Raw genomic sequence first — 15,386 nt, 5'->3', positions numbered from 1 at the left:
CCTGCCCGCTGCGGGCTCCCGGGCCCGTGCGGCATGGACGAGGCGTAGCAGGCCAGGTAGATGGCGAGGAACTGGTTGGGATCGTCGAGATCGATCTCGAGCACCTCGAGAACCCGCCTGATCCGGTACGCGACGGTGTTGCGGTGCAGGTAGAGCTGCTGCGAGGTGCGGCTGACCGATCTGTAGTTCTCCAGGTAGACCCGCAGCGTCGTGCTGTACTCGTTCTGCCTGGTCTTCCCGAGGGCGGCGAGCGGCGCGAGCAGGTCGTCGATGCTCTGGCGGACGGCGGTGGACGAGTACCACTCGACGAGCAGCCGGTTCAGGCCGGGCGCGTCGAAGAGGACCGGCTCGTTGAAGGCGTCGCGGAGCCGGGCGCTCTGCAGGGCCGAGTCGGCCTCCGCCCGGGAGGCGCGCAGCCCCTGCAGACCCTCGTGCGAGCCACCGATGCCGCAGAGGACCTGCAGGTCAGAGACCGATTCGACAACGCTGGTGAGCACCGTCTGCACCGCGGACCGCAGCCGTCGCAGCTCGGCTGGTCCGCCGGGGTGGTTGAGGGTGCGCAGGAGGAGGACGCCACCGGCCCTCGGCGCCATGGTCCAGCCGCCCTCGTGACGCGACGCGGTCTGTGCGGCCACCCGGCCCAGGGTCTGGCTGTAGTGGTAGGCGGTCACCGGATCGTTCTGGGCGATGCTCAGGAGGTTCGCGAACTCGAGGTTCACCACCTGGTTCCAGGCCTCGACGTGGATGCCGATGTCCGCCGCCCTGCGCATCAGCGGTGCGCTCTCCTCGGTCGTGGACTCGAGCAGCTGGTTCAACAGCTCGCCCGCCGACAGCATCGACAGCTGCTCGGCACGGTCGGTCTCGATCGAGCGCTTCGTCATGGCCGCGGAGAGCCGCCACATCAGCAGCCGCGCGAGCGCGTCCTCCGGAGCGACGGTCGGCTCCCTCTGCAGCCAGGGACCGTCCGGATCGGTCGGCACGGCGGGGATGCCGGCCAGCCGGGGTGTGCGGTCGCCGAGCGTGAGGCCGAAGAGCCGGGCGGCCCCGCTGCGCCGCAACAGGTCCTGGTCACCGACGTCTGCGGACCCGAGCCGGTCGACCTCCTCGCACACCCCCATGGTCCGCTCCAGCAGGGTCGGGAGTTGCTCGTCGAACATCCTGATGATGGTGGTGAGCAAGTGGGTGATGTCGGCCTGCCGGGTGAGGCGGACCAGCGCCAGGTCCTCGCGCCGCGCCAGCGCGAGAGCGCTGAGTGAGGGCCGTGGCGCCTCGGACTGCAGGACCAGGCCCGCCACGTCGTCCAGTCGCCGTAGCGCCACGTCCAGCTTGTAGCCCTCCGCATCCCGGGAGGCGGCTCGACCCAGCACGACCAACGCCCGCGGGGGGCAGTCTCCGAGCTCCTTGAGGTCTTCGGTCAGGCAGACGACCCGGACTTCCCGGTCGGGCGAGCCTGCCAGCAGCTCGGTGAGTCCGGGCGCGCGACGCTCCAGCTCGGTGAGCACGCCGGCGACGGTCAAGCGAATCATGGCCTAACCTTCACACTGTGCACCTTAAACAATCAAGGGCGTCGTGCTATGCACTTCGCCCATGGTTGCAGCGCGCCGGCGCCGCTAGCGTCTCGCCCAACGCACTGGCAACGAGGTCGGGAAACGGTTGGTGGCACCGGCTCGGGCCCCAGGTGCGTCGCCTGGACGGCGACGGCGGATGCGGAAAGGGACAGCACTGTGGTGAACGAAGCTCGGCTCGGCATTCTCCTCCTCAGCACGACCCCTCCTGAGCAGCTCTCGGAACTGGCCGGCCGCTGCGAGGGGCTCGGCTTCGACGAGGTCTGGCTCGCCGAGGACTACTTCTTCTACGGCGGTCTCACCAGCGCTGCGCTGGCGCTCGCGGCCACCGAGCGGATCCGGGTCGGCCTCGGCATCCTCTCGTGCGTCGCGCGGCATCCGGCGGTCACGGCGATGGAGATCGCCTCGCTGGAACGGTCCTTCCCCGGCCGGTTGCTGACGGGCATCGGGCACGGTGTTCCCGGTTGGGTCCGGCAGATGGGGCTGACGCCCAAGTCGCCCATGCGGGCCCTGGAGGAGGCCGTCACCGGGATCCGGAACGTTCTGACGAGCACCGAGCCCCACACGGCCGAGGGCGAGTACTTCACCTTCCGGGACGTCACGCTGTTCCACCCGCCCGCGACCGACATCCCGCTCTACCTCGGGGTGATCGGGAAGAAGGGCTGCGAGCTGGCCGGTCGGATCGCCGACGGGAACGTCCTGTCCGTGCTGGCGCCCACCGAGTACGTCACGTGGGCGCGGGAGCTCGGGGAGCAGGGCATGCAGCAGGCGGGCCGCGACGGCTCGTTCAGCGTGCCCACCTACGTGCTCACCTCGGTCGACGAGGACCGTGACGTCGCCAGGGCCGCGGTCCGGGAGTCTCTGGCCTTCTACATCGACGCACTCGGCCCCACTCCGCTCACCGGTGCCATCGGCATCAACGACGCCGTGGTCGAACTGGCCGCCGGTGGGTACGACGCCCTCGTCGAGGGCATGCCGGAGGACTGGATCGACCGGCTCGCCATCGCCGGCACCCCCGCCGAGGTGGCAGAGCGGATCGAGCAGTACTGGGCGGCCGGGGCGGACAGCGTCATCCTCTCCCCGCAGCCCGCCGACGAGGTCGGAAGACAACTCGAGCTGATCGCCGCCGAAGTGCTCCCGCGGCTGACGCGGTGATGGCCTCGCGCAGCGGCGACATGTGCATCGACCTGGACAACCTGCCCGCGCTCTCCCTGGGCGCCACGGTGTTCGCGGGGGGAGGCGGCGGAGACCCACGGATCGGCGAGCTCATGGCGCTGAAGGCGATCCGCGAGCTCGGCCCCGTCGAGGTCAAGCCCCTCGACGCCTTCGACGACGACGACCTGATCATGCCGTGCGGCATGATCGGGGCCCCTACCGTCATGGTGGAGAAGATCCCCAACGGCGGCGAGGGCCGCGTCATCCGCGAGGCCTACGAGCGCCATTTCGGTCGGCCGGTCGCCGCCGTGATGCCGTTCGAGATGGGCGGCATCAACGGGGTCCTGCCGGTGACGTGGGCCGCCTACGCCGGCCTGCCGCTGGTGGACGCCGACTTCATGGGACGGGCGTTCCCGGAGCTGCAGATGCTCACACCCCACCTCTACGGGATGTCCGGGTCCCCTTCGGTGATCACCGACGAGCGGATGCAGACCGTCGTGTTCGACACCATGGACAACGTCTGGCTCGAGAAGCTGGTGCGCAACTGTGTCGCGTCGCTCGGCGGGTCGGCCTGCGGCGGGCTCTACCCCATGACCGCCGGCGAGGCCCGGCGACCCGCGATCACCGGGACACTGAGCAGGGCCGTCCGGATGGGAGAGGCGATCCGGCGCGGCGGCGAGGATCCACTCGCCGCGATCTCCGAGGTGGCGCCCGTGACCCGTATCGGGCAGGGCAAGGTCGTCGACATCGAACGGCGCACCAGCGGCGGCTTCGTCCGCGGATCCGCCCTGATCGAGGGCCTGGGCGCGGACAAGGGACGGCTGTTCCGGCTGGAGTTCCAGAACGAGAACCTCGTGGTGCTCGAGGACGGCGCGCCGCTCGCCACCGTCCCGGACATCATCACGCTGCTCGACACCCACACCGGGCACGGACTCGTCACCGAGGGCGTCAGGTACGGGCAGCGGATCGAGATCGTCGCGTTCCCCGCACCAGCGGTGTGGACCAGCGAGAAGGGCCTGGCTGCGGTCGGGCCCAGGGCGTTCGGCTACGACTTCGACTTCGTTTCGGTGGTGGATCGACATGCGTGAGTCCAGTCGGCTGCGGGTCGGCATCGACGTCGGTGGCACCAACACAGACGCCGTCATCATGGACGACCAGGACAAGTTGCTGGCGAAGGTCAAGCACCCCACGACCTCCGACGTGACCACGGGCATCCTGAGCGCGCTCCGGCTCGTCCTCGAGCAGGTCCCCGGTGCTGCCGCGAACGTCAGCCACGTCATGCTGGGGACGACCCACGCCACCAACGCGATCCTCGAGCGGCGCAACCTCAACCGCGTCGCGGCCCTGCGGCTCGGCGGCCCGGCGACACACGCCATCCCACCGCTGACGAGCTGGCCGGATGACCTGAAGGCCGCGATCTCCTGCGGGGAGGCCATCGTCGACGGCGGCGTCGAGATGACCGGCGAGCCGATCGTGCCGCTCGACGAGGACGCGGTGCGCCGCTTCCTCGACAGCGTGTCCGAGCAGGTGGAGGGGGTGGCGATCTCCGGCGTCTTCTCGCCGGTGCTCTCCGACCAGGAGTACCGGGTCGCGGAGCTGGTCCGGGAGGTGCTCGGCGACATCCCCGTCTCGCTCAGCCACGAGATCGGCTCGCTGGGACTGCTCGAGCGGGAGAACGCCTGCGTCCTCAACGCGGCACTGGTCGCAGTGGCGGAACGCGTGACGACCGGGCTGAGCAACGCGATGACGGCCAACGGGATCACGGCCGAGGCCTACATCGCGCAGAACGACGGCACTCTGATGAGCCTGGACTACGTCCGTCGCTACCCGATCCTCACCATCGGCAGCGGACCGACCAACAGCATGCGCGGGGCCAGCTACCTGACCGGCGCCACGGACGCGCTGGTCGTCGACGTCGGTGGCACCTCGACCGACATCGGGATCCTCACCTCGGGATTCCCGCGGGAGTCGTCCACCGCGGTGGAGATCGGCGGGGTCCGGACGAACTTCCGGATGCCCGACCTGGTGTCGCTGGCGATCGGTGGCGGAACGATCGTCGGCGAGGCCGGGGGAGCCGTGTCGCTGGGCCCCGGCAGCGTCGGTTACCGGCTCGCCACCGAGGCGCTGGTGTTCGGCGGCGCGGTCCCGACGGTCACCGACGCGATCGTGGCCTCCGGCCGCGCCCGGATCGGCGACGCCGCCATGACGGCCGGGAGCCGGGAGATGCTGCTGCGAGCCATCGCCGCCTGCGATGCGCGTATCGAGGACGGCGTCGATCGGGTCAAGACCTCCGGTCGGGAGCTTCCCCTGATCGCTGTGGGAGGCGGCAGCGGGTTGATCTCGGAGACGCTGGCCGGCGTGGCGGGCGTCCACCGTCCGGAGAACTACGACGTGGCCAACGCGATCGGTGCGGCCATCGCGTCGGTGTCCGGTGAGCTCGACCGGGTGTTCGCCTACGGGAAGGACGGCCGGGACGAGGCCATCGCCGAGGCCGTGCGGCTGGCTCGGGACGAGGCGATCCGGGCCGGCGCGGACCCCGCTCAGGTGGAGGTGGTGGAGATCGAGGAGGTTCCACTGGCGTACCTGACCGAGCCGGTCGCCCGGGTCCGGGTCAAGGCTGCCGGTCCGCTGAAGATGCACTGACGCCCGCACGTAACCGCCACGTTTCGATCATGGAATCAGTGCGCTACTCCGCCACGATCCTGTGCGGAATGCACAAGAATCTACGTAAGCCCATGGACTCAGCACATGGCTCGGACACCGGGTCATTCCTACCTTGACAGTCTCGGAAGGAGGTGTCATGGAGGTCAGAGCAGTCGGCTCCCTCGACGATGCCCTAGAGGTGCTCTCGCGCTACGGGGACGGATGTCAGGTGCTCGCGGGAGGTACCGACGTCATGATCCAGCTCGCCCGCGGCGAGATCGCCCCCGCCGTCCTGCTCCACGTCGAGAAGCTCGCCGAGCTGCGGACGGTGGATGCGAACGGGGCCACCCGCATCGGCGCCTTGGCGACTCACCGCGACCTGGCCAGGGGTCGGCTCGGCGACGGGTTCCGTGCGGTCGCCGAGGCGGCCGCCACGGTGGGTGGGCTGCAGACACAGATGGTCGGCACGATCGGTGGGAACGTCTGCAACGCCTCCCCGGCGGCGGACACGCTGCCCGCCCTCCTCGTGCATGACGCCCGGTTGACGCTCCGCAGCAGTGCGACGAGCCGGACCGTTCCCCTGGACGAGTTCATCCTCGGCCGGCGGAGCACCGGCCGCGGCCCGGACGAGCTGCTCACCGCGATCACGCTGGCCCCGCCGGGCGAGCGCACCGGTGACGTCTACCTCAAGGTCGGCAGGCGCAGCGCCATGGAGGTGGCGATCGTGGGGCTGGCGATGCGCCTGAGCTTCGACCCCGACGGCACGGTGAACGACGCCAGGATCGCGCTGGCCTCGGTCGGGCCGCGCCCGCTGCGGTCGGCCGGCGCGGAGACGGCGCTGCTCGGCGGCCGGCTCGAACCGGAGTCGATCGAGGCGGCCGCCGAAGCGGTGCTGGGCGAGGTCAACCCCCTGGACGACCTGCGCGGGAGCGCGGACTACCGGCGGAGGGTGATCCCCGGCCTGTTGCGGAGGGCGACGGAGATGTGCGCACAGCGAGCGGGGACAGGCTCCCCGGACGGCGAAGGATGACGGCGATGGATGTGACGTTCACGGTCAACGGCAGGCAGGCGGAGGTCGAGATCGATCCCGCGGAGACGTTGCTCGCCGTCCTGCGTGACCGGCTGCGCCTGACCGGCACCAAGGAGGGATGCAACGAGGGAGAGTGCGGCTCATGCACGGTGCTGGTCGACGGGCTGCCGCTGGACTCCTGCATCTACTCCGCCGCGGCGACGAGTGGGCGCAGCGTCGAGACCGTCGAGGGGCTGACGACCGACGAGCTGGGCCGTGACCTGCAGGATGCCTTCGTCGCCGCCGGGGGGGTGCAGTGCGGATTCTGCACGCCCGGCTTCATCGCCACCCTGGTCGCCGTGCTGCGGGAGAACCCGTCGCCGTCGGAGGCGGAGGTCCGCACGGCGTTGGCGGGCAACATCTGCCGCTGCACCGGATACAGCCAGATCCTCGACGCGGTCGCCGCGACGGTCTCCGGGAGGAACGGACGATGACGGTCATCGGTGAGCGGATCCCCCGCTCCGACGGGCAGTCGAAGGTGAGCGGCGAGGCGCTCTACGCGGTCGACTACGCCGAACCCGGCATGATCTGGGGCGCGCTGCTGCGCTCGCCGGTCAGCTCGGGGCGGATCACCCGGCTCGACACGTCCCCGGCCGAGGCGATGCCCGGCGTGCACGCCGTGCTCACCGCTGCGGACGCACCCGACACCCACGCAGGCTGGGTGCTGCGCGACCAACGCCTGTTCGCCACGGACCGGGTGCACTACGAGGGGCATCCCATCGCCGCCGTGGCGGCCGACACCCTCGAGCAGGCCCGGGCCGCCGCCGCGGCCATCGGGCTGGACATCGAACCGCTGCCCGCGGTGGTCGACCTCGACGCGGCGCTGAGCCCGGACGCCCCACTGATCCACCCCGACTGGGAGTCCTTCGTCCCGACCGCCGGGCCGGACTTCCCGCGGGGCGGCAACCTCGCGGCCGAGTCCGTCTCCGACCCGCCCGGAGTCGACGAGGCGTTCGCCAGAGCCCACCGGGTGGTCACCGACGAGTACGTCGTACAGCGCCAGTACCAGGCCTACATCGAGCCCAAGAGCGCCGTCGGGATCTTCCGCGACGGGCGGTACACGGTGCACACCGCGCACCAGTTCCCCTACAACGTGCGTGACCGCGTGGCGCAGTTCCTCGACGTCCGCCCCTCGGCGGTGCGCGTGGTGGGACACACCATCGGCGGTGGGTTCGGCGCCAAGCTCGACGCCGCCCTGGAGCCGTACGCGGCCCTGCTGTCGAAGGCCGTGCGCGGTCTGGCGGTCAAGCTCGTCAACACCCGCACCGAGGACCTGATCACCTGCCCCAGCCGCGAGGGGGCGATCACGCGGCTGCGCTCCGCGATCGACGCCGACGGCAACATCATCGCCCGCGAGCTGGAGGTGATCGCCGACAACGGCGCGCACAGCGGCGAGATGCCCTGGCTCGCCAGCATCGCGCTGCACTGTGCGCGCGGCGTCTACCGGACGGGCCCGACCCGGGTGACGGCACGGCTCGTCTACACCAACACCACCCCCACCGGCGCGTTCCGCGGCGTCAACGGCACCTACCTCTACCACGCGGTCGAGCGGCACATGGACCACATCGCGGCGGAGATGGGCGTCGACCGGCTGGAGTTCCGCCTCCGCCACCTCTTCGAGGACGGCGAGGAGCTGCTCAACGGCCAGGTGCTGGACGACGCGGGCATCCTGCGCGAGGGGTTCGAGGCCCTCGAGGCCGCCGCCCCGTGGGCCGAGCTGCAGGCGGCGAAGCGTCCCTACCGGGGCATCGGCATCGGGGCGGCGTGGTGGCTGACGAACCCGTCGGCCGGCACCGCGGTCATCAAGATGCACGAGGACGGCACCGTCGCGGTGGTCACCGCGGCCACCGACAACGGGTCGGGCGCGGTGTCGATGGGCGTCACCCAGGTCGTCGCCGAGCGTCTGGGCATCCCAGCGGCCGATGTGTACATCGCGCTGCCGGACACCGACGTCGCGGGGTTCGACGGAGGGTCACAGGGCAGCCGGACCACGCGCATCGTCGGCAAGGCGTCCCAGATCGCCGCCGACGAGGTCATCGAGAAGCTCAAGAACGTGGCCGCCGGGCTGCTCGAGGCGGCCGCGGACGACCTCGAGGTCGCCGAGGGGACCGTTCGGGTCAAGGGTGTGCCGGGCAACAGCCTGACGCTCGCCGAGGTCGCCGTCACGGCGATGAACACGGTCGGCCCCATCCAGGGCACCGGCTCGTTCGTCACCCCGTTCCCGGACTTCAACCCCGGGTGCGCCACCGGGCTGATGCTCCCGTCGTTCCCGACCCCGACCTACCACGTGCACCTCTGTGAGGTGGAGGTCGACCCGGTGACGGGCACCGTGCGGGTGCTGCGCTACCTGGTGGCCCAGGAGGTCGGACGGGTGATCAGCCCCGACGGCACCTACGGCCAGGTGATGGGCGCGGTGACGCAGGGCATCGGGTACGCGCTGCACGAGAGCCTGCGGATCGGTGAGGACGGCCGCTACCGCGAGCGGACGCTGGAGAGCTACCGGCTGCCACTGGCGGGCGACGTCCCCCGCGTCGAGTTCTTCCCCCTCGAGCACCCCGACCCGGACGGCCCGTTCGGTGCCAAGGGCGTGGGGGAGGGTCCCGTCCTGCTGCCGGCAGCGGTGATCGCCAACGCGGTCAGCGACGCCATCGGCAAGCCGATGAACCACATCCCCATCACTCCGGAGGAGGTCCTTGCCGCGATACAGGGCTGACCGCAGTCCGATTCGTGTAGTTGCGGCGGCGTACCTCGACCAGGGCGCGCCACCTGCTGAACCAGGCCGCGGTCCCTCCGCAACGGTGCCCGAGGGCTCGTCCGGCCGCTGTGTGCCTTCGCAGTACTCGTGACCAGAGGAGCGATGAGGAGTTCGTGTCATGACCATTGTTGAACCTGTAGATACCAGGACCAAATACACCGGGAGCCGTGTCCGGCGTACCGAGGATCCACGCCTGCTGGCGGGCCGTGGGCAGTACATCGACGACCTCACGGTGCCCAAGATGATCGAAGCCGCCGTGCTGCGCAGCCCGATGGCGCACGCGCGGATCACGAGCATCGACGTCAGCCGGGCACGTGAGCTTCCCGGTGTCTTCGACGTCATCACCGGGGAGGACCTCGCTGCCGTCGCGGGCCAGCAGCCGGTGATCTGGCTTCCGATCCCGGACCAGCGGATCGCGAAGACCTACGCGCTGGCGGTGGACCGGGTCCGCTGGGTCGGGCAGGCGGTCGTCGCCGTCGTCGCGGTGAACCGCTACGTCGCCGAGGACGCGCTCGAGCTGATCGAGGTCGAGTACGAGCCGCTGCCGGTGGTCGCGAACCTCGACGCGGCGCTCGCGCCCGGCGCGCCCAAGCTCTACGACGACTGGCCCGACAACGTCAGCGGTTCGCACTCCTACCAGTTCGGCGACGCCGAGAAGGCCTTCGCCTCCGCCGATGTCGTGGTCAGCGGGACGTTCGACCACGGCCGCGCCTTCGGCTGCCCGCTGGAGCCGCGCGGTTGCATCGTGACCTGGGACTCGTTCGCCGACACCCTCGACATCCACCTGTCGACGCAGTCGCCCAACCTCGCCCGTGACCTGATGTGTGAGGTCCTCGGAGTACCGGTGCACAAGATCCGGGTCCGGACGCCCAACCTCGGCGGCGGCTTCGGCAACAAGTTCGACTTCTACGGGGAGGAGGTGATCGCCGCGGTTCTGTCCCGCCGCACCGGGCGTCCGGTGAAGCTGATCGAGGACCGCGTGGACAGCTTCTTCGCCACCTCGCACTCGCGCGACCAGCGCATGGACTTCGAGATGGCGCTGAGCAACGACGGCACCATCCTCGGCTTGCGCGGCACCGCCTACGGCGCGCTCGGCGGTGCACTCGGCACCGTCGGTGCCGGGCCGTGCTGGGCGTCCGTGCTCACCTGCATGGGCCCGTACAACATCCCCAACCTGGACGTGACGGTGAAGGTCGTCATGACCAACCGTTCGCCGTACGGCTCGTACCGGGGGTGGGGGGCGCCCAAGGGCAACATCGTGCACGAGCGGCTGATCGAGCTCGCCGCCCGTGAGCTGGGGATGGACCGCCTCGAGATCCGGCGCAAGAACCTCGTGGCCCCGGATCAGTTCCCCCACTTCAGCGGTGCCGCCTTCACCTACGACAGCGGCCGGTACGCCGACTGCCTCGACCTGGCGATCAGCAAGGTCGAGGAGCTCGGATGGCTGGAGCGCCAGGCGCAGGCACGGGCCGAGGGCCGTTCCGTCGGCATCGGGTACTCGTTCCACATCGAGCCGAGTGCCTACGGTCCCAGCCGGATCATGAACCTGGTCGGCCTGCAGCACTCCGGCTTCGACGAGGTCACCGTCCGGATGGACTCGGTCGGCAAGGTCACCGTCTACTCCGGCCAGATCAACATGGGTCAGGGCACGGACACCATCTACGCCCAGCTGGCCGCGGACGGGCTCGGCATCCCGATGGACGACGTCGTCGTCGTCACCGGGGACACCGACTCCTGTCCCTACACCGGCTACGGCACGGGCGGGAGCCGGGCGGCACCGCTCGGCGGCGCCGCGATCCAGCGGGCGACCGGACGGCTGCAGGCGAAGATCCTCAGGGTGGCGGCCGAGCTGCTCGAGGCGTCGGCCGACGACCTGGAGATCGTGGACGGCCAGATCAGCGTCCGCGGGACGTCCGGCAAGTCGGTCTCCACCCGGGACGTCGGGGACGCGGCCTACCGCAGGCTGCTGGACCGGCTGCCCGAGGCGGAGATGCCCACCCTGGAGGAGGTCGACGTGTTCGACCCGCCGAACATGGCGACCTCCTACGGCTGTACCGCTCTGCTGGTCGAGGTCGACCGCCAGACCGGGATGGTGTCGCTGCTGGACTGCCTGCAGGCCCACGACTGCGGCACCGTGATCAACCCGATGCTGGTGGACGGCCAGCTCGCCGGTGGTCTGGCCCAGGCGCTGGGTGGTGCGCTGCTCGAGGAGCTGGTGTACGACGAGGAGGGCCAGCTGCGGACGGCGAGCTTCATGGACTACCTGCTGCCGACGGCGACGGACATCCCGCCGTTCCACTTCTACCACCAGGAGACACCGGCCCCCGACATCCCCGGCGGGATCAAGGGCGTCGGAGAGGCGGGCACGATCGCCGGGGTGTCGCTGGTCGGCAGCGCCGTCGACGACGCGCTCAGCGACCTCGGCGTGGCCGTCAAGCGGTTCCCGGTCACCCCGCCCCGTCTCCTCGATCTGATCCGCGACGCCCAGTCGGGGAAGGAGGGGTCGCTGTGAAGCCCCCAGCTGTCAAGTACGCCCGCGCCGGTGACGTCGGGGAAGCGGTCGCCCTGCTCACCGAGCACGGCTCGGACGCCAAGGTGCTCGCCGGCGGCCAGAGCCTCGTCCCGCTGATGAGCTTCCGGCTCGCCCGGCCGTCGATCCTGATCGACATCAACCGGATCAGCGGCCTGGACCAGATCCGCGTGGACAACGGGAGCCTGGTGATCGGGGCGATGACCCGGCAGCGCGACGTGGAGATCAGCGCCGTCGCCGCGGCCGAGGTCCCGCTGCTGCCCAAGGTCCTGCACCACGTCGGCCACATCACCAACCGCAACCGCGGGACGATCGGTGGCAGCGTGGCGCACGCCGACTCGGCCGCGGAGCTTCCGGCGCTGGTCACCGGCCTGGGCGGCGAGCTGGTGGTGGAGGGTCCGAACGGCACCCGCACCATCGCGGCCGAGGACTACTTCACCGGCACGTTCACCACGGCCATGGAGTACAACGAGGTGCTGACCGGGATCCGGATTCCGCGGTTGCCCGCGGAAACCGGTGTCGCCGTCGAGGAACTGGCCCGCAGGCACGGCGACTTCGCCATCGTCGGCGCGATGGCGGCCGTCCATCTCGCTGCCGACGGCTCGGTCGATTTGATCCGGCTGGCCGCGAGCGGCGTGGCCTCGGTTCCGCTCCGGCTGCACGCCGCGGAGGAGCTCCTCGCCGGCGCGCAGCCGACGGCGGAGGCGATCGACGCCGCCGCGGCCACGGTCGCGGGGAGCGTCAACCCGACCGATGACGTCCACGCTCCCGCGTCGTATCGGCGGGACATGATCCAGCTGTTGGTCAAGAGGGCGGTGGCCGCGGCCGTCGAGCGAAGTGGAGTGAGCGCATGAGTGACAGGCAGACGGTCTCGGTGACCATCAACGGGCACGTCTACACGGCCGACTGTGAACCGCGGCTCACGCTGGCGGACTTCATCCGCCATGAGTGCGGCCTCACCGGTACCCACCTCGGCTGTGAGCACGGTGTGTGCGGCGCGTGCACGATCATGCTGGACGGCCGCACCGCGCGGGCCTGCCTGATGCTGGCGGTCCAGGCGGACGGCTGCACGATCACCACCGTCGAAGGGCTGGCCAACGGCAACGAGCTGAACCCGCTCCAGGAGGCGTTCTGGGACAACCACGGCCTCCAGTGCGGTTTCTGCACCTCGGGCATGTTGCTGTGTGCCACGGAGCTCCTGGAAGGCAACCCCGACCCGTCGGCCGAGGAGGTGCGGGAGGGCATCTCCGGCAACCTCTGCCGGTGCACGGGGTACGAGTCCATCGTGCAGTCGGTGCTCGACGCGGCCGGGAAGATGCGCAGCTGACATCGGCGGGGCCCCGGGTCCACGGACCCGGGGCCCCGCCGGCAGAGAGGAACGACGATGACCCACAGGGTCTATTTCCTGAACAAGCTCCACGACGGTGCCGACCCGGCGGCCTACGAGGCCTGGATCCGCACCGGCGACTACCCGGTCGCCCGCGCCTGCCCGGCGATCCTCAGCTACGACGTGACCCGGATCGAGTCCACCCTGGACGGCACGGGCACACCGTCCGTCGCCTATCTCGAGGTCCTCGAGGTGACGAGCCTGGAGGAGTATCAGGCCGCCGTCGCCACCCCCGAGTTCGAGAAGCTGCTGGGAGAGTGGTCGGAGTTCGTCGCCTCCGCGGAGGCGATCCACGGCTCTGTCCTGGAGTAGGGGCTCTCCTCACGGCCCAGCATCCCTTCCGGACATGCCGGGCCTCTCATCGATGCGCCGGGCCAAGCGCATAACCGGGTTTGCGCAGTGCGGCCACACTTGCGTCGGTGCATTCGACAATGCCGTGCTTACCCAGGTCCCGGACTTGTCCGGCGCGGACCTCGATGTCGACGAGCAAGGCGCGGACCGTACCCGGCAGCTCGTGCACGGCGCGGTCGGCCGGGAAGTCGGCGAGCACGCCGGGTGTCCGGCCGGCGTCCACCGCGGGAGGAGCTGGAACAGGGGGCTTCGTCGTTGCTCGCGCGTGCCGCCGAGAAGCGGCTGGTGCCGAGCCGGCGCGTTGTATCAGCTCAGGTCAGGCGGGAGGGCGCCTTCTTGACTTGGTTCGTCCGGACGTTGATGAGGGTCGGGCGTTCCTGGTCGTCGACTCCGGCGCGGAGCATCTCGGCGACCTGATCGGTGTCGGTGGCTCCGTGAGTGTCGACGCCGTAACTCGCGGCGGTGGCTTCGATGTTCAGCCCGGGCAGGTCCAGTCCGGGAACGCCGGTGGCGCCCTCGATGTCGCGGAACTGCTTGAGGACGCCGTATTCCTCGTTGGAGGAGACGACGATCGTCAGCGGGATCTTGTAGTGGGACGCGGTCCACAGGGACGTGATCGCGTAGTGCATCGACCCGTCGCCCATGAGGGCGATCACCGGGCGGTCCGGGGCGCCGAGTTGGGCGCCGACAGCGGCGGGCAGCCCGAATCCGAGGCCCGCGCCGACAGCGGACATGTGGGAGAAGGCGGCGCCGGGCCGTACGTACTCCGTGATCGGGACCTCGTTGGAACCGGCTTCGCTCACGAAGAGGGCGTCCGCCGGGGCGGCGCGGCCGACGGCCGCCCACAGGTCGGCGGCCTGCATCGGGGCTTCCGCCCGCTCCGGACGCGGTACGTCGGGCCGGGGCTGGGGGGCCGGGCGCGACGATTCGTACATCTCACCCAGCAGGGCGTCCACCGCGGCCCGGATATCCGCCACGTAGGCGTCGCCGACAGGTGCGCGGGCGGCTTCGTCCGGATCGCTCGTGATGTGGATGAGGGATGTCCCCTCGGGCAGATACGGGCCGGGGATGTAGGGGTAGTAGCGGAAGACCGGGCCCCCCAGGGCCACGACGAGGTCGTGACCCTTCAGCGATTCGGAGATCCAGCCGGCGCCGGGCGGGAGCAGGCCCTGGTACAGGGGGTGGTTCTCCGGGAACCCGGACAGGCCCGGGAGTGGTGCGGTCCAGACGGCGGCATTGCTGCGCTCGGCCAGCTTCAGGACCGAGTCCCAGGCCCCGGCGTGCTCCAGATCGCCGTGGACGACGAAGGCGGGCGACTCCGCGGCGGAGATCCGGTCGGCGATCTTCTCCGCCAGGTCCTTGCGGAACCCCCCGGCGTGGGTGACCTCGCGGTCCCGGATCCCCTCGATCTCCTCGACCTGGGCGTCGTCGAGTTCGTAGGACATGTCGTCCATCGGCAGAGAGACGAAGACCGGTCCGGTGGGCGGGGACATCGCGACGTGGATCGCGCGGGCGATGACCGCGAGTACCTCGCTCGCGCCAGCCGGCTCCGCGGACCATTTGACGAACGGACGCGGAACCATGGTGGCGTCCTCGTTCGTCAGGAGCGTCTTCTGATTCTGCATGGCGCGACGCTGGTTGCCCGCGATGACGATGAGCGGCGTCTTGTTCAGGTCGGCGTTGTACAGGGCGCCCATGGCGTTGCCGAGGCCGGGCGCGGTGTGCAGGAGTGCCAGTGCGGGACGTCCGGTGACCTGCGAGAAGCCGTCGGCCATACCGACCGGCACCATTTCCTGCAGACCCAGGAGATAGCGGAAGTCGCTGGGGAAGTCCTCCAGCAGGGTCAGTTCGGAGGAGCCGGGATTGCCGAACCATGTGTTCAGCTGATGCTGCCTGAGCAGATCGATGGTGGCTTGACGGACAGTCGGCAT

General features: G+C 70.3%; 13 protein-coding genes. 10 read left to right on the top strand and 3 right to left on the bottom strand.

Annotated elements, in window-relative coordinates; genetic code table 11:
* Positions 1-1,526: CdaR family transcriptional regulator (locus JWR81_RS12545; RefSeq protein WP_297650817.1), on the bottom strand; the 1,526-nt coding region annotated here is incomplete at its 3' end.
* 198 nt (positions 1,527-1,724) lie between these two features.
* On the opposite strand from JWR81_RS12545, the gene JWR81_RS12540 reads away from it, so the two are divergent.
* The 10 genes from JWR81_RS12540 (at position 1,725) to JWR81_RS12495 (ending at position 13,416) form a co-directional block, all read left to right on the top strand.
* Positions 1,725-2,720 carry an LLM class flavin-dependent oxidoreductase gene (locus JWR81_RS12540; protein ID WP_297650815.1) on the top strand — a complete coding sequence of 332 codons (996 nt, stop codon included), beginning with the start codon at positions 1,725-1,727 and terminating at the stop codon, positions 2,718-2,720.
* On the top strand, positions 2,720-3,808 hold the full coding sequence (locus JWR81_RS12535; protein ID WP_297650813.1) for a DUF917 domain-containing protein: 1,089 nt from the start codon (positions 2,720-2,722) through the stop codon (positions 3,806-3,808). Before JWR81_RS12540 ends, JWR81_RS12535 begins: the two co-directional genes overlap by 1 nt.
* On the top strand, positions 3,801-5,363 hold the full coding sequence (locus JWR81_RS12530; RefSeq protein ID WP_297650811.1) for a hydantoinase/oxoprolinase family protein: 1,563 nt from the start codon (positions 3,801-3,803) through the stop codon (positions 5,361-5,363). Before JWR81_RS12535 ends, JWR81_RS12530 begins: the two co-directional genes overlap by 8 nt.
* A gap of 157 nt (positions 5,364-5,520) precedes the next feature.
* Positions 5,521-6,393 (top strand): xanthine dehydrogenase family protein subunit M, encoded by an 873-nt coding sequence (locus JWR81_RS12525; RefSeq protein WP_297650809.1) that lies wholly within the window; start codon positions 5,521-5,523, stop codon positions 6,391-6,393.
* Positions 6,394-6,398: 5 nt separating this feature from the next.
* Complete coding sequence (locus tag JWR81_RS12520; RefSeq protein ID WP_297650807.1) at positions 6,399-6,866, top strand: (2Fe-2S)-binding protein; 468 nt, start codon at positions 6,399-6,401, stop codon at positions 6,864-6,866.
* A complete protein-coding gene (locus JWR81_RS12515) occupies positions 6,863-9,145 on the top strand; it encodes a xanthine dehydrogenase family protein molybdopterin-binding subunit (RefSeq protein WP_297650805.1) in 2,283 nt (760 codons plus the stop codon). The genes JWR81_RS12520 and JWR81_RS12515 overlap by 4 nt, the downstream gene beginning before the upstream one ends.
* A 160-nt stretch (positions 9,146-9,305) precedes the next feature.
* Positions 9,306-11,699: a xanthine dehydrogenase family protein molybdopterin-binding subunit gene (locus JWR81_RS12510; protein ID WP_297650803.1), complete on the top strand. Its 2,394-nt coding sequence runs from the start codon at positions 9,306-9,308 to the stop codon at positions 11,697-11,699.
* Positions 11,696-12,571 (top strand): xanthine dehydrogenase family protein subunit M, encoded by an 876-nt coding sequence (locus JWR81_RS12505; protein ID WP_297650801.1) that lies wholly within the window; start codon positions 11,696-11,698, stop codon positions 12,569-12,571. Before JWR81_RS12510 ends, JWR81_RS12505 begins: the two co-directional genes overlap by 4 nt.
* Positions 12,568-13,044, top strand: coding sequence for a (2Fe-2S)-binding protein (locus tag JWR81_RS12500; protein ID WP_297650799.1), 477 nt, complete (start codon positions 12,568-12,570; stop codon positions 13,042-13,044). Before JWR81_RS12505 ends, JWR81_RS12500 begins: the two co-directional genes overlap by 4 nt.
* Before the next feature lie 57 nt (positions 13,045-13,101).
* Complete coding sequence (locus JWR81_RS12495) at positions 13,102-13,416, top strand: hypothetical protein (RefSeq protein ID WP_297650797.1); 315 nt, start codon at positions 13,102-13,104, stop codon at positions 13,414-13,416.
* 46 nt (positions 13,417-13,462) lie between these two features.
* Here the strand turns inward: JWR81_RS12495 and JWR81_RS12490 are convergent, their stop codons facing one another.
* Positions 13,463-13,654 (bottom strand): hypothetical protein, encoded by a 192-nt coding sequence (locus JWR81_RS12490; protein ID WP_297650795.1) that lies wholly within the window; start codon positions 13,652-13,654, stop codon positions 13,463-13,465.
* A gap of 112 nt (positions 13,655-13,766) precedes the next feature.
* The coding region (gene mdlC / locus JWR81_RS12485) for a benzoylformate decarboxylase (protein ID WP_297650793.1) at positions 13,767-15,386 on the bottom strand (1,620 nt) is incomplete at its 5' end.

The organism is Pseudonocardia sp., from assembly GCF_025965585.1.
Classification (GTDB): Bacteria; Actinomycetota; Actinomycetes; order Mycobacteriales; family Pseudonocardiaceae; genus Pseudonocardia.
Note: the sequence above shows the minus strand (reverse complement) of the source record. Positions and strands in the feature narration are given on the sequence as shown.